Consider the following 21,256-nt stretch of genomic DNA (forward strand, 5'->3'; position numbering starts at 1 on the left):
AACCGCTGAAGGCATCTAAGCGGGAAGCCCCCCTCAAAACAAGGTATCCCCGAGGGCCGTGGTAGACCACCACGTCGATAGGCCGGAGATGTAAGCGCAGCAATGCGTTCAGTTGACCGGTACTAATTGCCCGATAGGCTTGATTTGACCCGGTAAAAGACAAACTTACTGATCAAAATCATCACATCATACTTGACACAAAAATGGGCCTTCCTCGGTTTGGTGGTCATAGCACGAGCAAAACACCCGGTCCCATCCCGAACCCGGAAGTTAAGTGCCGTCGCGCCAATGGTACTGCGTCTCAAGACGTGGGAGAGTAGGTCACCGCCAAACCTAGAAAGGCCCATAAAAGCAACTCTCAATACGATCTCAATCCATAACCAGCGCGGGGTGGAGCAGCCCGGTAGCTCGTCAGGCTCATAACCTGAAGGTCGTAGGTTCAAATCCTACCCCCGCAACCAAAATCCTTAGTGTTATCAACTGCTTGCGTGCCGCCTTCCGGGGCGGCGTTCGCGTGCATGGGCTCTGGTGCTACAATGGTGCTACAAAAGAGCCGCGCGCCAGCGGCAGAGCGACCAACGCAAGCCAGAAGCCATAGCACAGATTCGATAACGCCCGTGACTTGATCGCATCCGCCTGGGCGGCCCAGGGGGCGGCCTGACCGTGGTGGTCGGCGCCGCAGTGGAAGACCAGGGGGGCTGTAGACCAAGCGAGGCAGGTCAGTCTCGTTCGCCCGACTGTGGCAAGCGTAGCTCGAGGCTTGCGCGTGTGCGGCCCGCCTGCCACACCTCCGGTCAGATCAGAGCCAGCCCAGCAGACGCCACCACAGGAAATCCAGCGGAAGCAGGATTAGCAGGGTCACCGCCGCGGTCAGAAGCGTGACACGCACCAGCGCAGAGAGCGGTTCCTTGGACAGGCCCATCGCCACGATCAGCGGCGCGGCCTGATAGGGAAAGACGACCGTGGAAAAGCCCACCACCTGGGTCATCACCACCGCTTCGAGCGACAGACCGGTGGCCGCGGCAAGGTCTGGGGCCAGTGGTGTCAAGACGGCTGGCACGCCCGGTTGCGTGGTCAACAGGGCGGTCACCGCGCCCAGCCCCGACAGCGCGATGAAGTTCGAAAAATCCTGCCCCGGCGCCAATGGTAGCCCCTGCAGGACCAGGTTGGCCAGAACCTCGCCCAGGCCGCTGGCGCTGACCACCGCGCCCAGGGCCAGCGCGCCCGCCACGAAAAGCAGCGTGCCGAAATCCACCGCCTCACGAAAGCCGGGGCCGGAGACAAAGCCGATGCGCGGCATCAGCAGCACCACGGCCAGGGTCATACCGATCCAGGCAGGGTTGATGCCGTGCAGCTTGTCCGTCGCCCACAGGGCCAGCGTCATCGCCAGCAGAACCGTCAACCAGACCCGCCGGGCGGTGCCCGTATCGGCGGGTTGTGCGGGCAGGCTGGCCCCCGCCGTGGCCGGAAACAGGCGCAGGATCAACCAGATCAGCAGGATCGACTTGCCCAGGCCCAGAACGGGGAAATGCAGGATCAGGTAATCGGCATAGCCCAGTTGCAGCCCCAGCAGCCTGTCCGATGCGCCGGTCAGAACCATGTTGGGGATATTGGCGGGCAGAATGGCGAAACCGGGCAGGTTGGACGCCATGGCGATCGCGACCGCTACCCCGATCCGCCCGTTTGAGCCGCGCGCAAACCCGAGCGCCTCGGCCAGCCCCATGCCGAGCGGCACCATCACCATCGCCCGCCCCATGGAAGAGGGCATGAGGAAGGACAGGATAACGCCCAGCCCAACCAGCCCGGCGATCAGCGCGGTGTAGCTTTTCGACAAGTGGGGGGCGAGTGCGGCGCCCAGCCGGGCGCCGAGCCCCGACCCCGTGATCGCCGCCCCGATGACGAAGCCCGACATCACCAGCCACATCGCCGCCGAGGAAAAACCGGCGAAAACGGTTTCCGGCGTTGCCAGCCCGCCGACCAGCAGCGCCGCGAAAAAGATCAGCGTCGACAGGTACGGCGCCAGCAGCCCGGTCCCCCACAGCCCCAGCGTGACCAGCACGATTGCCATGACCGCGCCCTGGTCGGGCGTGACGCCCGGCAGCGGCCGCAGGGCCAGGACCGCCGCAACCCCGAGAATCACAGCGAAGAGTATCTGGTTGCCGTGGCGCATGGCTGTCCCCTTGTTTCTGGATGCGGGGCCGGGATATCCTGTCGCACGCGCGGTGGAAACCGCCCCGGTCCCGCGATATGCGCAGGTCCGCTGTGCATCACATGCGCGGGGGCCACCGAGATCGCGCCTTGATCCCTTTGCCTTGCGCGGCTATAGGGGGCGCCTGTGATCCTGCGGGGTCACCTTTTTGTATGCGACATGCCGTGGCCGCCCCATATCGCTTCGGGGGGCGCGTCCGGCGGATAGGAGAAGCGATATGAAACTTCATGAACTGCGCGACAACGAAGGCGCGGCGAAAAAGGCCAAGCGTATCGGCCGCGGCCCGGGTTCGGGCAAGGGCAAGACCGCCGGGCGCGGTATCAAGGGCCAGAAATCCCGTTCGGGCGTGGCCATCAATGGCTATGAGGGCGGTCAGATGCCGCTCTACCAACGCCTGCCCAAGCGCGGCTTCAACAAGCCGAACCGCAAGCAGTTTGCGGTGGTGAACCTTGGCCTGATCCAGAAATTCGTGGATGACGGCAAGCTGGACGCCGGTCAGCCGATCACCGAGGATGCGCTGGTCGCCTCGGGCCTGGTGCGCCGCAAGCTGGACGGCGTGCGCATTCTCGCCAAGGGCGAGATCACGGCCAAGCTGGCGCTGGACGTGACCGGCGCGTCGAAGGCCGCCGTCGAGGCCGTCGAGAAGGCCGGCGGCACGCTGAAGATCGCCGCCAAGCCGGCCGCGGCCGAATAAGGGATTGTTCGCAGGCCGCGAGCCGCTTACATGACCTTGAGTTTTCCCTGCGCCGCCGGAGCCGGAAAACGGTTTCGGCGGCGCTGTCCTGAATAGAGGCTCAGCATGGCATCTGCAGCAGAGCAAATGGCCGCCAACATGAGCTGGGGGGCCTTCGGCAAGGCCACCGAGCTGCGGCAGCGGATTTTCTACACTCTCGGGCTCTTGATCGTCTACCGGGTGGGCACCTACATCCCCGTCCCCGGCATCGACGGCGCCGAGTTGCGCGCGTTCATGGAGCAGGCCTCGGCCGGGCTGGGGGGCATCCTGTCGATGTTCACCGGCGGCGCGCTTGGGCGGATGGGCATCTTTGCCCTGGGCATCATGCCTTACATCTCGGCCTCGATTATCGTGCAGCTCCTCTCGGCCATGGTGCCGCAGCTGGAGCAGCTGAAGAAAGAGGGCGAGCAGGGCCGCAAGAAGATCAACCAGTATACCCGCTACGGCACCGTGTTCCTGGCGACCTTCCAGGCCTATGGCCTGGCCGTCAGCCTGGAGGCCGGCGGGCTGGCCTCTGATCCGGGCTGGTTCTTCCGCGCCTCGACGGTCATTACCATCGTCGGCGGTACGATGTTCCTGATGTGGCTGGGCGAGCAGATCACCGCGCGCGGCGTGGGCAACGGCATCTCGCTCATCATCTTTGTCGGCATCATCGCCGAGGTTCCGGCGGCGCTTGCGCAGTTCCTCAGCCAGGGGCGGTCGGGGGCGGTGTCGCCCGCGGTCATCATCGGGGTGTTCGTGATGATGGTGCTGGTGATCGCCTTCGTGGTGTTCATGGAACGGGCCTTGCGAAAGATCCATATCCAGTACCCGCGCCGCCAGGTCGGCATGAAGGTTTACGACGGCGGGTCCAGCCACCTGCCGATCAAGGTGAACCCGGCGGGCGTGATCCCGGCAATCTTCGCCTCTTCGCTCTTGCTGTTGCCGACCACGGTTTCGACCTTCTCGGGGTCGGATACGGGGCCGGTGATGTCCACGATCCTGGCCTATTTCGGGCCGGGCCAGCCGCTGTATCTGGCCTTCTTCACCTTCATGATCGTGTTCTTCACCTATTTTTATACCCAGAACGTCGCCTTCAAGACCGAGGATGTGGCCGACAACCTGAAGAACCAGAACGGGTTTGTGCCGGGTATTCGGCCGGGCAAGCGCACCCAGGAATACCTGGATTACGTTGTCACCCGCGTGCTGGTCCTTGGCTCGGCCTATCTGGCGCTGGTCTGCCTGCTGCCGGAAATCCTGCGGGCACAGCTTTCGATCCCGTTCTATTTCGGCGGGACCTCGGTTCTGATCGTGGTGTCGGTGACGATGGACACGATCCAGCAAGTTCAATCCCATCTGCTGGCGCACCAGTATGAGGGGCTGATCGAAAAATCGCAGCTCGGGCGCAAGCGCAAGGGCAAGAGAAAAGGGACAGCACGGCGATGAACATCATCCTTCTGGGGCCCCCGGGTGCAGGCAAGGGGACACAAGCCCGCAAACTGGTCGAAGAACGGGGCATGGTGCAACTGTCCACCGGCGACATGCTGCGCGAGGCGCGCTCTTCCGGCACGGAAATGGGCAAGCGCGTGGCCGAGGTCATGGACCGCGGCGATCTGGTGACCGACGAGATCGTCATCGGCCTGATCCGCGAAAAGCTGGTGGCAGATCCTTCGGCCAGCTACATTTTCGATGGCTTCCCGCGGACGCTGGCCCAGGCCGATGCGTTGGGCGCGCTGCTGGATGAAATGGGGCAGAAGCTGGATGCCGTCGTTGAGTTGCGCGTCGATGACGAGGTGCTGGTTCACCGGATCGTCAACCGCGCCGAAGAGGCCCGCGCCGCCGGGCAGCCGGTGCGCGCCGACGACAACGAGGAAAGCCTGCGCACCCGGCTGATGGCCTATTACAAACAGACATCGCCGCTGGTTGGGTATTACCACGCCAAGGGCGCGTTGACCTCTATCGATGGCATGGCGTCCATGGAAGAGGTGGCCGCCGCGCTGAAGGCTGCGCTGGACTGATCTGCGCTTGACAGGGCTGAATCCCCCTTGACCTGTTGTGGGATTCGCCCTAGGCACGGCCTCTCGTAAGAGAATCGACCCTTTGTCGCAGAATACCCCTGTGCGGCAAGGGCTTCGGCGGCCCGAAGGCAGCGCGCTTTCGGGCCTCAGTTGTGAAAAAAGGTTCTGGGGTTACGGAACCGCAACGAAAGGAATACCTGCGTGGCACGTATCGCTGGCGTCAACATCCCGACCGGGAAGCGCGTCCCCATCGCCCTGACTTACATCCATGGTATCGGCCCGGCCTCTGCCGGCGCGATTTGCGAGGCCGTCGGCATCGACGCGACCCGCCGGGTCAACGAACTGTCGGATGCCGAGGTCCTGGCCATCCGTGAACATATCGACGCGAACTTCACCGTCGAGGGCGACCTGCGCCGCGAGGTGCAGATGAACGTCAAGCGGCTGATGGACCTGGGTTGCTACCGCGGCCTGCGTCACCGCCGCAACCTGCCGGTGCGTGGTCAGCGGACCCACACCAATGCCCGCACCCGCAAGGGTCCGGCGAAACCCATCGCTGGCAAGAAGAAGTAAGGGAGGGCAGGACCAATGGCACGCGACAAGACCCGCACCAAGCGCAAAGAGCGCAAGAACATCGCCGCTGGCGTGGCGCATGTGAACTCGTCGTTCAACAACACCAAGATCCTGATCTCCGACGTGCAAGGCAACGCGATCTCGTGGTCGTCTGCTGGCACCATGGGCTTCAAGGGGTCGCGCAAATCGACCCCCTACGCCGCGCAGATGGCTGCCGAGGATGCCGGCCGCAAGGCGCAGGAACACGGCGTCAAGACGCTGGAGGTCGAAGTGCAGGGCCCCGGTTCCGGTCGTGAATCCGCGCTGCGCGCCCTGGCCGCCGTCGGTTTCAACATCACGTCGATTCGCGACGTGACGCCGATCGCCCATAACGGCTGCCGCCCGCCGAAACGCCGCCGGGTCTGATTTCGATGTTTTATGGCCGGGCTGCCGCCCCCTGGCGGTGGCCCGGGCATGTCGCCATTTCCCTCGGGCGTCCTTCGCTTTGGACATGGGCGAAGGGCAGGTATTGAGGAGACACACATGATCCATAAGAACTGGCAGGAACTCATCAAGCCCACGCAACTGGAGATCAAGCCCGGTGCTGATCCCGCGCGTCAGGCCATCGTCGTGGCCGAACCGCTGGAACGCGGCTTCGGTCTGACGCTGGGCAACGCACTGCGCCGCGTTCTGATGAGTTCCCTGCAAGGTGCCGCGATCACCAGCGTGCAGATCGACAACGTGCTGCACGAATTCTCGTCCGTTGCCGGTGTGCGCGAGGACGTGACCGATATCGTCCTCAACCTCAAGGGCGTCGCCCTGCGGATGGAGGTCGAAGGGCCCAAGCGGCTGTCGGTGCAGGCCAAGGGGCCGGGCGTCGTCACCGCCGGCGATATCGCCGAAACTGCCGGGATCGAGGTTCTGAACCGCGAACACGTGATCTGCCACCTGGACGAAGGCGCCGAACTGTTCATGGAACTGACCGTGAACACCGGCAAGGGCTATGTCGCCGCCGACAAGAACCGCCCCGAGGACGCCCCGATCGGCCTGATGCCGATCGACGCGATCTACTCGCCGGTCAAGAAGGTCGCCTATGACGTCCAGCCGATTCGCGAAGGCCAGGTTCTGGACTACGACAAGCTGACGATGAAGATCGAAACCGATGGCTCGCTGACCCCTGATGACGCGGTGGCCTTTGCCGCGCGCATCCTGCAGGACCAGCTGTCGATCTTCGTCAACTTCGAGGAACCCGAGGCCGCCGGTCGCCAGGACGAGGATGACGGGCTGGAGTTCAACCCGCTCCTGCTGAAGAAAGTGGACGAGCTGGAACTGTCTGTCCGTTCGGCCAACTGCCTGAAGAACGACAACATCGTCTATATCGGCGACCTGATCCAGAAAACCGAAGCCGAGATGCTGCGCACCCCGAACTTCGGCCGCAAGTCGCTGAACGAGATCAAGGAAGTGCTGTCCGGCATGGGTCTGCACCTGGGCATGGATGTCGAGGAATGGCCGCCGGAGAACATCGAGGAACTGGCCAAGAAGTTCGAGGAACAGTTCTGACAAATGGTGGATTTCACCCACCCTACCCACATGGCGTAGGGTGGGTGCCAACCCACCATCACGCGCCCGGGCATTCCGCCCCAAGGAGAGCCGGTGACACGCATCGCTGGCCGGACAAAGCAAAACCGCCCGTAGAGGGCAAAGACGGAGAGAAGAAATGCGTCACGCCCGCGGCTATCGCCGCCTGAACCGCACCCACGAACACCGCAAGGCGCTGTTCGCCAACATGGCCGGCAGCTTGATCGAGCATGAGCAGATCAAGACCACCCTGCCCAAGGCCAAGGAACTGAAGCGCGTCGCCGACAAGCTGATCACGCTGGCCAAGCGCGGCGACCTGCACGCCCGCCGCCAGGCCGCTGCCCGGCTTAAGCAGGATGCCCATGTCGCCAAACTGTTCGACGTGCTGGGCCCCCGCTATGCCGAGCGTCCGGGCGGCTATGTCCGCGTGCTGAAGGCCGGCTTCCGCTACGGCGACATGGCCCCGATGGCCATCGTCGAACTGGTGGATCGCGATCCCGACGCCAAGGGCGCATCCGACCGTGCCCGCATGGAGGCAGAGGAAGCCGCCGAGGATTGATCGACACCGGATCAATTCCACGACGGGTTGGATCGGGGCTTGCCGGAATCGGCAGGCCCCTTTTTCATGGTGAAGTCCCGGGGACTGTTCCCGGCTAACCGCGCTCAATTTAAGGTTGACGCAAATCCTGCGAGCTTGTCTAAAAAACCATGTTTGAAAAGTCAGACTTCGATCGGGAACTTCGGACCCTCGATTCGTTGGCGCCCAAGGGCTACAACATCGGGCTGCACATTCGTTTCACCTCACCGTTGATGACCTTTCAGACATACAGTGCAGAATGGCTGACCCATTACACTGAAAAAGGCTACGTCCTGCGCGATCCGATGGTGGCGTGGGGCTTTGCGACCACCGGGGCGACCCGATGGAGCAACAAGAGGATACCTGATCCGTTCGGCATTCTGAAAGAGGCCGCTCGGTTCGGGTTAGAGTTCGGCGTGACGATCTCCTGGGGGCCGATCACCTCCAGAACCATTGCAAGTGTGGCACGAGCAGATCGGGAATTCGAGGACGCCGAGATCGAACAGATCCAGGCCCTCGTTCGTCGGCTTCACGACATGACCGAGCCGCCGCGAGAGCTGACCAAAGCTCAGGTCGAAGCGCTGAAGTGCATTGCGGACGGCGACCGGCATGCGGCTGCGGCCTGCAAGCTGGGCATTTCGGAAAGTGCGCTAAAGGCTCGCCTGACATCTGCTCGTCAGCGACTCATGGCGCGCACCACTGCCGAAGCTATTCAGCGCGCAAAGGATTACGGACTGCTCTGAAGAGCAAGCGCCTTCCGCAAGGTTTTTCACCACTACCAACCCTGCAGGAGGCTCTTATGCAGACCACCACCCTTTCTTTCGAAAATCTCCACAACCATGGCGAGTTGTTCGCGAACATGCTGCGTGCTCGGCGTGAACTGTTCATCGAGCGCAACAAATGGGACCTGCCCGAGGCGATGGGCATGGAGTACGACCAGTACGACACCCCCGCCAGCCGCTGGGTCGTCGTCCACGACGAACTGGGCGAGGTGCTGGCCGGTAACCGGCTGACGCCCACCACCGCGCGCTGCGGCATCTACACCTACATGATCCGCGACGCGCAACTTGGGCTGTTGGACACCATCCCGTCCAACCTGCTGTATGAAGAGGCCCCGGTTTCGGAAACCGTTTGGGAAAGCTCGCGCCTGTTCGTTTCGCAGAAGGTGCCGCTGATGCAGCGCCGGCCGATCTACTTCAACCTGGTTCAGGAACTGGCCAAGGCGGCGCGGAACCTCGGCGCCAGCCAGTGCCTGACGCTGTTGAACGCGAACTGGCACCTGTGGAACAGGCGGGTCGGCATCGACATGACGGCGATGGGCCCGGTCATGGAGATCGACGGGATCAATAACCAGGTCGTGTCGATGAACTTCGCCCCGAACCTGCACTAAACCAACCAGGCCCCCGCCCGTGCGGGCGGGGGCCGCCACTTGTTGACGTTGCGGCGGCCGCTTCGCATATCTGGCCCAAACCCCAGAAAGGTTGCCGCCGATGATCCACCGTTTCGCGATCCTGTGCCTGTGCCTGTGCCTGTGCCTGTTGGCGATGCCCGCGCTGGCGCAGCCCCGCGTGCCCGCCTCGCAGGGGGAAATCCAGCTCAGCTTTGCGCCTGTCGTGCGCCAGACGGCCCCGGCGGTGGTCAATATCTACGCCCGCCGCGTCGTTGCCGAACGGGTCAGCCCCTTTGCCCGCGATCCGTTCTTTTCCGACCTGTTCCGAGATTTCGGGCAGGTCCGGCCGCGGGTGCAGAACTCTTTGGGGTCGGGGGTGATCGTGTCGCCCGATGGCCTGGTGGTGTCGAATTACCATGTCGTGGGGCAGGCGACGGAAATCCGCGTGGTGTTGAACGACCGGCGCGAATTCGACGCCGAGGTGCTGCTGGGGGACGAGGAATCGGACCTGGCCATCCTGCGGCTACAGGGGGCGTCGGACCTGCACGCGCTGGAATTGCGCGATTCCGACACGGTAGAGGTCGGCGATCTGGTGCTGGCCATCGGCAACCCCTTCGGGATCGGTCAGACGGTCAGCTCCGGCATCGTGTCGGGGCTGGCCCGGTCGGGCCTGTCGGTCGGGGGCGGGCGGGGCCTGTTCATCCAGACCGACGCGGCGATCAACCCCGGCAATTCCGGCGGCGCGCTGGTGGACATGGCTGGCCGGCTGGTGGGGATCAATACCGCGATCCTGTCCCGCTCTGGCGGATCGAACGGGATCGGTTTCGCGATTCCCGCCAATCTGGTCTCGCGCTTTGTCGATCAGGCGCGCGCCGGGCAAAACCGCTTTCAGCGGCCCTGGGCGGGCGTGACAGCGCAACCCGTTGATGCCAGCCTGGCCGAGGCAATGGGCCTGGGCCTGCCGCGCGGGGTGGTGCTGACCGCGCTGCACCCCGACAGCCCCTTTGCCGCCGCGGGGCTGGGCGTGGGCGACGTGGTGATGCAGGTCGGCGATACGCCGGTGAACAGCCCGCAGGAAATCCTGTTCCACCTGTCGTCCGAGGGGATCGGCGGCAAGCTGCCTGTCACCTATCTGCGCGACGGGCGCGAGCGGCGCACGCGCGTTGCGCTGATCGCCCCGCCGGACCGCCCAGGCCGCGATCCCGTCACCGTGGGCGGGCGCGTGGCGTTGGCGGGGCTGCGCGCGATCAACATCAATCCGGCCGTTGTCGAGGAATACAGCCTGCCGCTGGACAGCGCGGGCGTGCTGGTCACCGATCCGGGCCGCGTGGGCGGCCGCGTCGGCCTGCGGGCGGGCGATATCCTGCTGCGGATCAACGGGCGCGAGATCGCCGATACCGCGGATCTAGAGCGGGCCGCGCGCGATCAGACCCGCGCCTGGGCCATCGAATACCTGCGCGGCGGCCGGCGGGCCGTGCTGCGCTTTCGCGTCTAGCCCGGGTGGGATAGGCTGGCGCGATGGCTGATCTGTTCGACCAGGCAGGCGGCGCCCCCGCCGCCCATACCGGCCCCCGCCCGCTGGCCGACCGGCTGCGGCCGCGGCGGCTGGCCGATGTCATCGGGCAGGAACATATCCTGGGCCCCGATGGGCCGCTGGGGGTGATGCTGGCGGCGGGCACGCTGTCCTCGTTGATCCTGTGGGGGCCGCCGGGCGTGGGCAAGACCACCATCGCGCGGCTGCTGGCCGATGAAACCGACCTGGCCTTTGTGCAGATCAGTGCGATCTTTACCGGGGTGGCCGACCTGAAAAAGGTGTTCGAGGCCGCAAGGATACGCCACGCCAACGGGCAGGGCACGTTGTTGTTCGTGGATGAAATCCACCGCTTCAACAAGGCGCAGCAGGACGGGTTCCTGCCGCATATGGAGGATGGCACCATCCTGCTGGTCGGCGCGACCACGGAAAACCCCAGCTTCGAGTTGAACGCCGCGCTGATGTCGCGCGCCCAGGTCCTGGTGCTGGAGCGGCTGGACCTGGCACATCTGGAACTGCTGGCCCAACGGGCCGAGCATGAGTTGGGCCACGCCCTGCCGCTGACCGGCCCGGCGCGCGAGACATTGCTGGAAATGGCCGACGGTGACGGGCGCGCGCTGCTGAACCTGATCGAGCAGGTGGCCGCCTGGCGGGTCGAGGGCGCGCTGTCGCCCGAGGATCTGTCCAGACGCCTGCAGAAACGCGCCGCGCAATACGACAAGTCCGGCGAGGCGCATTACAATCTGATTTCCGCCCTGCACAAATCGGTGCGCGGGTCGGACCCCGACGCGGCGCTTTACTGGTTCACCCGGATGCTGGAGGGGGGCGAGGATCCCCGCTTTCTGGCGCGGCGCATCACGCGGATGGCGGTCGAAGATATCGGCCTGGCCGACCCCCAGGCGCAGACCGTGTGTCTGGATGCGTGGCAGGTCTATGAGCGGCTGGGCAGTCCCGAGGGCGAACTGGCCCTGGGCAACGCGGTGCTGTACCTGGCGCTGGCGCCGAAATCCAACGCGGGCTATGCCGCCTACAAGAATGCCCGCGCGGCGGCCAAACGCACCGGGTCGGAGCCGCCGCCCAAACACATCCGGAACGCGCCGACCCGGATGATGAAGGATCAGGGCTACGGCGAGGGCTATGAATACGACCACGACACCGAGGCGGGGTTTTCCGGGCAGAACTATTTCCCCGAGGCGATGAAACGGGGCGTCTATTACAATCCGGTCGAACGCGGTTTCGAGCGCGAGCTGAAACGCCGACTGGATTATTTCACCAAGCTGCGCGCGCGCCGGCAGGACAGGGATTAGCGGCGGGTCGCCTTGGCGTTGCCAAGCCGACCCGCGGGGGGCGCTGCCCCCCGTCCTGCGGACTCCCCCCGGGGTATTTTTCCAAGAAGAAGGGGGGCGGCGGGCGATACCCGCCCGTGGCGGGGGCATTGCGGTTGACAAGCGGGCAGGGCGGGGCGAAGTGACGGCCATGACATCCGTGACGATCTTGCAGGTTGCCCTTGGGGGCGCGATGGGGGCCGTGGGCCGCTATCTGACCGGCGTGGCCTCGATCCGCCTGATGGGGCCGGGCTTTCCCTGGGGAACGATCACGGTAAATATCGTCGGCTCGTTCCTGATGGGGGTGCTGGTGGTGGTGCTGGCGAAAAAGGGCGGCACGCATCTGGCGCCCCTGTTCATGACGGGCCTCTTGGGCGGGTTCACGACTTTTTCCGCCTTTTCGCTGGACGCGATCACGATTTACGAGCGCGGGCAGGCGGGGCTGGCCTTTGCCTATGTTGCGGCCTCGGTCATCCTGTCGCTGGCGGCGATCGGGGCGGGGCTGTGGCTGACGCGGGGGCTGATGTCGTGAGCGGCGTGCAGACCCTGACCGTGGCCGCGGGCGAGGGCGATCAGCGGCTGGACCGCTGGTTCCGCCGCCGGTTTCCCCATATCCCGCAGGGCCGGATCGAGAAGATGTGCCGCAAGGGCGAGATTCGCGTCGATGGCGCACGGGTCAAGCCTGCCACCCGGGTCGAAGAGGGGCAGGCCGTGCGCATTCCGCCCCTGCCGGATGCCCCGGCGCCCGCAGCCGATCGCCCCAAGGTGTCGGAGGCCGATGCCGCGATGATCCGCGGCTGCGTGATTTACCGCGACGACCATATTCTGGCGTTGAACAAGCCGCCGGGCCTGCCGGTTCAGGGCGGCAGCGGGCAGGCGCGCCATGTCGACGGGTTGGCCGAGGCGCTGCGCTTTGGGCTGGAGGACAAGCCGCGGCTGGTGCATCGGCTGGACAAGGATACCTCTGGCGTGCTGCTGATGGCGCGCACGCGGGCGGTGGCCAATGCGCTGACGGCGGCCTTTCGCGCGCGCGAGACGCGCAAGATCTATTGGGCGGCGGTTGCGGGCACGCCCAGCCCGGCGATGGGAACGATTCGCTACGGTCTGGTCAAGGCGCCGGGCCACGGGGCCGGCGGCGAGGGCGAAAAGATGCTGTGCGTCCATCCCGACGCGGTGGATGGCACGCCCGGCGCAAAACGGGCGGTCAGCGATTACGCGGTGCTGTCCTCGCTGGGGCGGCGGGTCAGCTGGTGCGCCCTGGTGCCCGTGACCGGACGGACCCACCAGTTGCGCGCGCATATGGCAGAGATCGGCCATCCCATTGTGGGCGATGGGAAATATGGTGGTTCCGGGCAGGAAAACCTGGGCGAGGGCTGGGGCGCGCAGCTGGGTGGCGAGATCAGCCGCAAGCTGCACCTACACGCCCGGCACCTGGCGCTGGCCCATCCGGTGACCGGGGCCACGCTGCGCCTGACCGCGCCTATGCCGCCGCATATGGACCGAACCTGGGATATGCTGGGCTGGCAGGCTGCCGACGTGCCCGCCGATCCGTTCGAGGATCTGGAATGAGCGGCCTGAAACTGGTGGTCTTCGATGTCGATGGCACGCTGGTCGACAGCCAGGACATGATCGTGCGCTCGGTCAGCGAGGCGTTCGCCGGGTTGGACCTGCCGGTGCCCGATCGGGCGGCGATTCTGTCGATCGTGGGGTTGTCGCTGCCGCAGGCCTTTGCCCGGCTGGCGCCGGATCTGTCCCCGGCGGGGCTGGAGGCCGCGGCGACCGCCTATCGCCAGTCCTTCTTTGCGCAGCGCCAGGCCGATGGGGCGGGAGCGGCGGTGCTGTATCCCGGTGCGCGCGCGGCGCTGGACGGGTTACGCGCGCGGGATGAGGTTCTGATGGGCGTGGCCACAGGCAAGGCGCGGCGCGGGTTGGTGCATGTCATCGACACGCATGGCCTGCACGGCTATTTCCAGACCACCCAGACCGCCGACGATCACCCCTCCAAGCCGCACCCTTCGATGTTGCAGGCTGCGCTGGCAGAGACCGGGCTGGACCCGCGGGATGCGGTGATGATCGGCGACACGAGCTTTGATATAGAGATGGGCCGGGCGGCGGGGTATCGCACCGTCGGGGTGGCCTGGGGCTATCACCCGGTCGAGGCGTTGCACACCGCCGGTGCGGATCGCGTGATCGGGGATTTTGCCGCGCTGGATGCGGTCTTGTCCGAGATGTGGGAGGGATAGGCATGTCCGAATGGGCCCCCAGACGGTTTTGGGACACGGCAAAGGTGGCAGAGGCCGGGCACGGTTTCACCGTGCATCTGGATGGGCGGCCGGTAAAGACGCCGGCCAAGGCCCCCTTCGTCGTGCCGACGCGTGCCATGGCCGCGGCCGCGGCCGCCGAATGGGATGCGCAGCAAGAGGTGGTGAACCCGCTTTCCATGCCGGTGACTCGGTCGGCCAATGCCGCGCTGGACAAGGTGACCCCCCAGCATGCCGAGGTGGCCGCCCTGATCGCCGCCTATGGGGAAAGCGACCTGCTGTGCCACCGTGCCGACAGCCCGGCCGAACTGGCCGCACGGCAGGCCGCGGCCTGGGATCCGCTGCTGGAGTGGTCGCGTAGTGCCTTGGGCGCGCCGCTGACAGTGACCTGCGGGGTGCTGCCCTGCGCCCAGCCCCAGGACAGCCTTGCCGCCTTGCGCCGCCGTGTGGCCGCGCTGGACGCCTTTACGCTGACGGCGCTTCACGATCTCGTGGGGCTGTCGGGGTCATTGATCATCGGTCTGGCCGCGCTGGAGGATGCCGTGTCCGCCGAGCGGTTGTGGGAGGTTTCGCGGATCGACGAGACCTGGCAGCAAGAGCAATGGGGCGTTGACGAAGAGGCCGCCGAGACCGCGGCCACGAAGCGGCGCGATTTCCTGCATGCCCGGCGTTTTCACGAACTGGCGCGGGTTTCGGCCTGACGCCATCGCGGGCGCCACCGCTGCACATTTTTTCAGCAGACGTAGGGTTTGCCCCCGCCTTTGACCTTGCGGTGCATGGCACAGTGCCCTTGACGTATGAGCGGGATTTTGCCCAAACTTGCGGCGCTGAGGGGGCGCACCTCTCTCACGTCACCTTTGCCCCATTGGGGAACAGGTAAAATAAACCCGCCCGCCGGGCGGACCATCAGGAAGAGGTAAACATGAAAAAATCCGTCATTCTCGGCGCGCTGACTGTCGCCGGCCTGGCTGCGGGCGCTGCCTCTGCGGCGACGCTGGACGACGTCAAGGCCCGCGGGCAGCTGAACTGCGGCATCAATACCGGCCTCGTCGGCTTTGCCGCGCCGGATGCCAACGGCGAGTGGAGCGGGTTCGACGTGGCCTACTGCCGGGCGCTCGCCGCCGCCGTGCTGGGTGACCCCAGTGCCATCGAATTCGTTTCGCTGACCGGCAAGACGCGTTTCACCGCGCTGGCCTCGGGTGAGATCGACGTGCTGTCGCGCAACACCACCTGGACGCTGACCCGCGACGTGGACCTCAAGTTCACCTTCCTGGGTGTCAACTACTACGATGGCCAGGGCTTCATGGTTCCCAAGGATCTGGGCGTGACCTCGGCCAAGGAACTGGACGGCGCGACCGTCTGCATCCAGACCGGCACCACGACCGAGCTGAACCTCGCGGACTTCTTCCGTGTCAACAACATGAGCTATGAGCCGGTTCCGATCGAAACCAACGCCGAGGCGCAGCAGCAGTTCCTGGCCGGCGCCTGTGACGTGTACACCACCGACGCCTCGGGCCTGGCCGCGACCCGCGCCACGTTCGAAACCCCGGGCGACTACGCCATCCTGCCCGAGATCATCTCGAAAGAGCCGCTGGGCCCGCTGGCCCGCCACGGTGACGACGAATGGGCCGACATCGGCCGCTGGGTTCTGAACGCCCTGATCGCCGCCGAGGAATACGGTGTGACCTCGGCCAATATCGACGAGATGGCGGCAGAGCCGACCGACAACCCGGAAATCAACCGCCTGCTGGGCACCGAGGGCAACATGGGCGAAATGCTCGGCCTGTCCGCGGACTGGGCCGTGAACGCCATCAAGGCTGGCGGCAACTACGGTGAACTCTTCGAGAAATACATCGGCGAGAACACCCCGGTCGGCCTGGCGCGTGGTCTGAACGCGCAATACACCGATGGCGGTCTGATGTACTCGCCGCCGGTGCGCTAAACACCAACGCAAGGGCGCGAAGGAAAGCTTCGCGCCCTTGTCGTATCAATCGTCCGGAACATATCGATTCGCGCAGCACGGGGGCACCGTCGACGGACGGGCGCCGACAGGAATCGTTTGCCTGATCGACAGTTTGGGAGCCACGGGGGAGCACCCTCATGACCATGTCATCCGATGCGCCGAAAGAGTCCTTTCGGCTAAGTATGCTGATCTACGACACGCGCTACCGCTCGCTGACAATTCAGGTGGTGGCGTTGATGGCCTTCATGCTGGCTGCTGCGTGGATCATCGACAATACGCTGCAAAACCTCGCCGAACTGGGCAAGCCGATCGAATTCGGTTTCCTGAGCGAGCCGGCGCAATACGACATCAACCAGGCCCTGATCGAGTACGACAACCAGGACAGTCATCTGCGCGCCTCGTTCGTCGGCCTGCTGAATACGCTGCTGGTCGCCGTGCTGGGCTGCGCGCTGGCCACGGTGGTCGGCGTGATCGTCGGGGTGCTGCGCCTGTCCAAGAACTGGCTGGTGGCGCGCATCATGACCGTCTACGTCGAGATGTTCCGCAACGTGCCTGTGCTGTTGTGGATCGTCTTTTTCATGGCGATCCTGATCGAAAGCCTGCCACAGCCAAGGGCATTTCGCGGGGCGGACCCCGAGGCCTCGATGCTGCTGGGCGACAGCGTGGCGCTGACCAACCGCGGCTTTTATATCCCGGAGCCGCTGTTCAGCAATCCGCTGGGCGACCTTTCGGTTTTCGGCGCCTTCAACATCAGCCTTGAACTGCTGGCCCTTGTGGGCGCGTTGGCGGTGTCGCTTTTCCTGTCGGGGCTGGTCAAGAAACGCGCCGACCGCATCCAGAACGAAACCGGCATCCGGCCCACCACATGGTATCTGCGGCTGGGCATCGTGGTACTGCCGCTGATCGCCATCCTGATCGCGCTGGGCTTTCACCTGGGCAACCCGGAACTGAGGGGGTTCAACTTCCAGGGCGGGATCCATATGCGGACCTCGCTGATCGCGTTGTGGTTGGCGCTGTCCTTCTACACGGCGGCCTTCATCGCAGAGATCGTGCGCGGCGGCATCATGGCCATTTCCAAGGGCCAGACCGAGGCGGCCTCGGCCCTGGGGCTGCGGCCCAACCGGATCATGAGCCTGGTGATCCTGCCGCAGGCGCTGCGGGTCATCATTCCGCCGCTGATCTCGCAATACCTGAACCTGACCAAGAACTCGTCCCTGGCGATCGCGGTGGGCTACATGGACATCACCGGCACGCTGGGTGGCATCACGATGAACCAGACCGGGCGCGAACTGGAATGCGTGGTCATGCTGATGCTGTGCTACCTGACGATCTCTCTGACGATCTCGCTGGTGATGAACTGGTACAACACCCGCGTCAAACTGGTGGAGCGGTGAGATGAGCGACCTGTCCTATGTCCGCAAGGAAATGCTGGCCGAGCAATCGCCGCCGGCAACAGAGATCGGGATAATCGGCTGGCTGCGCGAGAACCTGTTTTCCAACTGGTTCAACGGCATCCTGACGGTGCTTTCCCTGGTTTTCATCTATGCCGTCTTTTCGGCCATCCTGCCTTGGCTGCTGCATTCCAGCTGGACTGCGAACTCGCTGAACGAGTGCCGCCAGCAGGTTGACGCCGCCTATGGCCTGGCCGCAGAGGGGGGCTGCTGGGCGGTGATCCGGGAACGGTACCTGCAACTGATTTTCGGCTTCTACCCCTCGGATCTGTACTGGCGGCCGCTCCTGGCCTTCGGCGTGGCGCTGGTGGCGCTGGCGCCGGTGCTGTTCACCGGGCTGCCGCGGCAGATGCTGTGGTTTTCGCCCTTTGCGCCGTTCCTGGTGCCGTGGCTGCTGTGGGGCGGCGCGGTGTGGCTGCCGTTGATGGTCATTGTCGGCTTTGTGCTGGCCTATGTCGTGACGCGCGTTCTGTCCGCTGTCATGCCGGGGCTGCTGGCGGTTCCGGTGGCGGCGTTGGCGGCGGTGCTGTGGTGGCTTTATGCCGTGGCGCCGATCAACGACGGCCTGACGGTGTTGATCGCCAACCAGCGCATCGATGCGGTCGCCACGGACATGCGCGAACAGGCGGACCGTCTGCCGGGCGAAATCGCCGCGCTGGACAGCCGCATCGCGGATCTGCGTGACCAGGTCGCTACAAGCGAGGCGGAAAAGGACGCGCTGTTCGCAGAGCTGGAGGAAGACCACGGGTCCGAGGCCGCGCGCCAGGCCGTCCTGCAAGCGATTGCCGATCTGCGCGGCCCGCGCGATGCCCTGGCCGCCCTGGAAAAGGAACGGTTGGGCCTGAACGAGGATCTCAGCCATGCGCGGTCGCTGTTGGCCGGGATCGAAGAATTGCCCGCCCTACGCGAACGGCGTGATGCACTGCTGGCAGAGCAGCGAATGGCCCGGGGCGAAGAGGCAGAAGAGATCGCCAACCAGCTTGCGACCCTGGACACCCAGATCGCGGGCGTTGTGGACGAGTTGGGCCGCGTCGGCCTGGTGCCGGTGGAAAGCCGGAAATTCGGCGGCTTCATGCTGTCGATCACGATCGGGCTGGTGGCGATCACCGTGTCGCTGCCGATCGGGGTGATGCTGGCGCTGGGGCGGCAGTCCAACCTGTTCATTCTGCGCGCAATCTGCGTCGGCTTTATCGAGTTCATCCGCGGCGTGCCGCTGATTACGCTGCTGTTCGTGGCCTCGGTGCTGCTGAACTACTTCCTGCCGCCGGGCACCAGTTTCGACATCATCCTGCGGGTGATCATCATGGTGACGCTGTTCGCCTCGGCCTACATGGCCGAGGTGGTCCGCGGCGGTTTGGCCGCCCTGCCCAAGGGCCAGTACGAGGCTGCCGACGCGCTGGGGCTGGACTATTGGAAGGCGCAGCGGTTGATCATCATGCCCCAGGCGCTGAAGATCTCTATCCCCGGCATCGTGTCGACCTTCATCGGGATATTCAAGGATACGACCCTGGTGTCGATCATCGGCCTGTTGGACCCGCTGGGCCTGTCCAACGCCATCCGGGCCAACACCGCGTGGAACGGCATCGTGTGGGAGCTGTACGGCTTCATCGCGCTGATGTTCTTTGTCTTCTGTTTCTCCATGTCCCGCTACTCGATGTGGCTGGAGCGCAAGCTTCAGACCGGGCACCGCTGAGGAGGTTTCAACATGTCTGAACTTGCTACCGACCGCGATATCGACCGCTCGAAGATGTCAGTGTCCGAGAACGCTGCCATCGAGATCATCAACATGAACAAGTGGTACGGCGCGTTCCACGTTCTGCGCGACATCAACCTGACCATCTACGAGGGTGAGCGGATCGTGGTTTGCGGCCCCTCGGGGTCGGGTAAATCCACGCTGATCCGCTGCATCAACCGGCTGGAGGAACATCAGGCGGGCAGCATCGTTGTGGACGGGATCGAACTGACCAACGACCTGAAGAACATCGACAAGGTGCGGTCCGAGGTCGGGATGGTGTTCCAGCACTTCAACCTGTTCCCGCATCTGACGATCCTGGAAAACTGCACGCTTGCGCCGATCTGGGTGCGCAAGGTGCCGAAAAAAGAAGCAGTGGAAACCGCCATGCATTACCTGGAAAAGGTCAAGATCCCCGAACAGGCCAACAAGTATCCCGGCCAGTTGTCGGGCGGCCAGCAGCAGCGGGTTGCCATCGCGCGCTCGCTCTGCATGAAGCCTCGGATCATGCTGTTCGACGAGCCCACCTCGGCGCTGGACCCCGAGATGATCAAAGAGGTTCTGGACACCATGATCGAGCTTGCCGAAGAGGGCATGACCATGATCTGCGTCACCCACGAGATGGGCTTTGCCCGGCAGGTGGCGAACCGGGTGATCTTTATGGACCAGGGTCAGATCGTCGAACAGAACGAGCCCGAGGCGTTCTTCAACAACCCGCAATCGGACCGGACCAAGCTGTTCCTCAGCCAGATCCTGGGCCACTGAACGCGATCCCTTTCCGGGGATGAAGGGGCGCCCTTTCGGGCGCCCCTTGTCGTCTTTGTCCCCCCGCCTGTCGTGTTTCCCACGAAAGCGCTGGCATTTGCGGCGCTCCGGGCTGGCATGCTCGCTGCTTCCCAATGGGTGGAAACGGGCGACCGGTTCGAACCAGACACGCGCCGCCCCCGGGCGGCCAGACAAGGACAGACGCGATATGGCAATTGTGACCTTCACCTCCCCGATGATGCACAAGGACAAGGCGGTCTACGCCGTTGCAGGCGACACCAAGACCATCCTCGCCCTGGCCGAGGAGAACAGGATCCCGATCCCCTTCGAATGCCGCGACGGGAATTGCGCCTCTTGCCTGATCGAGGTGAGCTACGACAATCCCGAGAGCAAGAAGGCGATCATGCTGACCGAGAAGGAAAAGACGACCCTGAAGGAGCTGGGCAAGATCACCGCCGACGAAATCGAGAACGCCGAGGTCAACGACATGCCGCCGCGTTACCGGCTGGCCTGCCAGTTCATCGCGCGGGATGAGGATGTGACCATCAGCTTTAGCGGCACGCCCGGCGGCTCTGACTGAGCGGCGGATTTTCTTGTGCAAATCCGGGGTCCGGCCGCGCGACGGCCGGGCCGGTGGGGATTGGCGGCAAGATGCAGGCGGGGCTCAGCCCTCCAGATCCTTGGGCGTGATGAAGGTAACGGCGGTGCCGGTGCCAAAGCTGACCGCGCTCCAGTCCTCGGCCTCGAAATCGGCGACAAGGGTGGCGCAGGTTGGGTAGCGGTCGAACCGGGCGCTTTGCGGCGGTTTGCGCAGCAGGCGTGCGGCGAACTCGCCGATGCCGGGGTTATGGCCCAGCATCAGCACCGGGCTGGCCGCGCAACCGTTGAGCGCCTCAAGCATGCGCTCGGCGCTGGCGTGGTACAGGCCCGGGTCGCGGCGCATCACGGTCGCCTCGCCTAGGGCGGGGGCCATGCAGTCCCAGGTTTCCAGCGTGCGCCGCGCGGTAGAGCTGAGCACCTCGGCGGGGAAATAGCCCTGCCCGGCCAGCCAGGCGCCGATTTTCGGCGCGGCATCGCGGCCACGGGCGTTCAATTTGCGATCATGGTCGTCCTGCAGGGGGTCGTCCCAGGCGGACTTGGCGTGACGGATCAGGATCAGGCGCAACGTCATCTCGGCGGCGGTTTCCCTGCGGCG

Annotated in this window: 22 protein-coding genes, 1 tRNA gene and 2 rRNA genes; 23 read left to right on the forward strand and 2 right to left on the reverse strand. The window is 64.8% G+C overall.

What is annotated here, in order from left to right; genetic code table 11:
* From EV656_RS15365 to EV656_RS15375, 3 genes are all read left to right on the forward strand, one after another.
* A 23S ribosomal RNA gene (locus EV656_RS15365) occupies positions 1–147 on the forward strand; the annotation flags it as partial.
* 71 nt (positions 148–218) lie between these two features.
* Positions 219–333, forward strand: a 5S ribosomal RNA gene (gene rrf, locus EV656_RS15370).
* 51 nt (positions 334–384) lie between these two features.
* Positions 385–461 (forward strand) — tRNA-Met (locus tag EV656_RS15375).
* 338 nt (positions 462–799) lie between these two features.
* Here EV656_RS15375 and EV656_RS15380 read toward each other — a convergent pair.
* The gene (locus tag EV656_RS15380; protein WP_132605612.1) at positions 800–2,170 is read right to left on the reverse strand and encodes an SLC13 family permease; all 1,371 of its coding nucleotides are present in this window, start codon (positions 2,168–2,170) and stop codon (positions 800–802) included.
* Positions 2,171–2,426: 256 nt separating this feature from the next.
* Here EV656_RS15380 and rplO point away from each other — a divergent pair, with 256 nt between their 5' ends.
* The 20 genes from rplO (at position 2,427) to EV656_RS15480 (ending at position 20,641) form a co-directional block, all read left to right on the forward strand.
* Entirely contained in the window at positions 2,427–2,903 is a 477-nt protein-coding gene (rplO, locus tag EV656_RS15385) for a 50S ribosomal protein L15 (protein ID WP_132605614.1), read from the forward strand.
* A 105-nt stretch (positions 2,904–3,008) separates the two neighbouring features.
* Positions 3,009–4,367 (forward strand): preprotein translocase subunit SecY, encoded by a 1,359-nt coding sequence (gene secY, locus EV656_RS15390; RefSeq protein ID WP_132605616.1) that lies wholly within the window; start codon positions 3,009–3,011, stop codon positions 4,365–4,367.
* A complete protein-coding gene (locus EV656_RS15395; RefSeq protein WP_132605618.1) occupies positions 4,364–4,939 on the forward strand; it encodes an adenylate kinase in 576 nt (191 codons plus the stop codon). Before secY ends, EV656_RS15395 begins: the two co-directional genes overlap by 4 nt.
* Before the next feature lie 201 nt (positions 4,940–5,140).
* On the forward strand, positions 5,141–5,509 hold the full coding sequence (gene rpsM, locus EV656_RS15400) for a 30S ribosomal protein S13 (RefSeq protein ID WP_132605620.1): 369 nt from the start codon (positions 5,141–5,143) through the stop codon (positions 5,507–5,509).
* Positions 5,510–5,524: 15 nt separating this feature from the next.
* Entirely contained in the window at positions 5,525–5,914 is a 390-nt protein-coding gene (gene rpsK, locus EV656_RS15405; RefSeq protein ID WP_028094097.1) for a 30S ribosomal protein S11, read from the forward strand.
* Positions 5,915–6,031: 117 nt separating this feature from the next.
* A complete protein-coding gene (locus EV656_RS15410) occupies positions 6,032–7,048 on the forward strand; it encodes a DNA-directed RNA polymerase subunit alpha (RefSeq protein ID WP_132605622.1) in 1,017 nt (338 codons plus the stop codon).
* 157 nt (positions 7,049–7,205) lie between these two features.
* Complete coding sequence (rplQ, locus tag EV656_RS15415) at positions 7,206–7,625, forward strand: 50S ribosomal protein L17 (protein ID WP_132605624.1); 420 nt, start codon at positions 7,206–7,208, stop codon at positions 7,623–7,625.
* A 149-nt stretch (positions 7,626–7,774) separates the two neighbouring features.
* The gene (locus EV656_RS15420; RefSeq protein WP_132605626.1) at positions 7,775–8,386 is read left to right on the forward strand and encodes a helix-turn-helix transcriptional regulator; all 612 of its coding nucleotides are present in this window, start codon (positions 7,775–7,777) and stop codon (positions 8,384–8,386) included.
* Positions 8,387–8,442: 56 nt separating this feature from the next.
* The gene (locus tag EV656_RS15425) at positions 8,443–9,033 is read left to right on the forward strand and encodes an acyl-homoserine-lactone synthase (protein WP_132605628.1); all 591 of its coding nucleotides are present in this window, start codon (positions 8,443–8,445) and stop codon (positions 9,031–9,033) included.
* 100 nt (positions 9,034–9,133) lie between these two features.
* The gene (locus EV656_RS15430) at positions 9,134–10,528 is read left to right on the forward strand and encodes a trypsin-like peptidase domain-containing protein (protein ID WP_132605630.1); all 1,395 of its coding nucleotides are present in this window, start codon (positions 9,134–9,136) and stop codon (positions 10,526–10,528) included.
* Between the two features lie 23 nt (positions 10,529–10,551).
* Entirely contained in the window at positions 10,552–11,871 is a 1,320-nt protein-coding gene (locus EV656_RS15435; protein ID WP_132605632.1) for a replication-associated recombination protein A, read from the forward strand.
* A gap of 169 nt (positions 11,872–12,040) precedes the next feature.
* Entirely contained in the window at positions 12,041–12,421 is a 381-nt protein-coding gene (gene crcB / locus EV656_RS15440; RefSeq protein WP_132605634.1) for a fluoride efflux transporter CrcB, read from the forward strand.
* Complete coding sequence (locus EV656_RS15445) at positions 12,418–13,458, forward strand: RluA family pseudouridine synthase (RefSeq protein ID WP_132605636.1); 1,041 nt, start codon at positions 12,418–12,420, stop codon at positions 13,456–13,458. Before crcB ends, EV656_RS15445 begins: the two co-directional genes overlap by 4 nt.
* A complete protein-coding gene (locus tag EV656_RS15450) occupies positions 13,455–14,132 on the forward strand; it encodes an HAD-IA family hydrolase (RefSeq protein ID WP_132605638.1) in 678 nt (225 codons plus the stop codon). Before EV656_RS15445 ends, EV656_RS15450 begins: the two co-directional genes overlap by 4 nt.
* A gap of 2 nt (positions 14,133–14,134) precedes the next feature.
* Positions 14,135–14,851: an ATP12 family chaperone protein gene (locus EV656_RS15455; RefSeq protein ID WP_132605640.1), complete on the forward strand. Its 717-nt coding sequence runs from the start codon at positions 14,135–14,137 to the stop codon at positions 14,849–14,851.
* Between the two features lie 221 nt (positions 14,852–15,072).
* Positions 15,073–16,092: an amino acid ABC transporter substrate-binding protein gene (locus EV656_RS15460; RefSeq protein WP_132605642.1), complete on the forward strand. Its 1,020-nt coding sequence runs from the start codon at positions 15,073–15,075 to the stop codon at positions 16,090–16,092.
* A gap of 158 nt (positions 16,093–16,250) precedes the next feature.
* Positions 16,251–17,507, forward strand: a complete 1,257-nt coding sequence (locus EV656_RS15465; protein WP_132605644.1) for an amino acid ABC transporter permease — start codon at positions 16,251–16,253, stop codon at positions 17,505–17,507.
* Between the two features lies 1 nt (position 17,508).
* Complete coding sequence (locus EV656_RS15470) at positions 17,509–19,257, forward strand: amino acid ABC transporter permease (protein ID WP_132605646.1); 1,749 nt, start codon at positions 17,509–17,511, stop codon at positions 19,255–19,257.
* 12 nt (positions 19,258–19,269) lie between these two features.
* Complete coding sequence (locus EV656_RS15475) at positions 19,270–20,061, forward strand: amino acid ABC transporter ATP-binding protein (RefSeq protein ID WP_132605648.1); 792 nt, start codon at positions 19,270–19,272, stop codon at positions 20,059–20,061.
* Between the two features lie 208 nt (positions 20,062–20,269).
* A complete protein-coding gene (locus EV656_RS15480) occupies positions 20,270–20,641 on the forward strand; it encodes a 2Fe-2S iron-sulfur cluster-binding protein (RefSeq protein ID WP_132605650.1) in 372 nt (123 codons plus the stop codon).
* Between the two features lie 84 nt (positions 20,642–20,725).
* Here the strand turns inward: EV656_RS15480 and EV656_RS15485 are convergent, their stop codons facing one another.
* Positions 20,726–21,232 carry a SixA phosphatase family protein gene (locus EV656_RS15485; RefSeq protein ID WP_132605652.1) on the reverse strand — a complete coding sequence of 169 codons (507 nt, stop codon included), beginning with the start codon at positions 21,230–21,232 and terminating at the stop codon, positions 20,726–20,728.
* Between the last annotated feature and the right edge of the window lie 24 nt (positions 21,233–21,256).

This window comes from Rhodovulum adriaticum, assembly GCF_004345735.1.
Taxonomy (GTDB): Bacteria; Pseudomonadota; Alphaproteobacteria; order Rhodobacterales; family Rhodobacteraceae; genus Rhodovulum; species Rhodovulum adriaticum.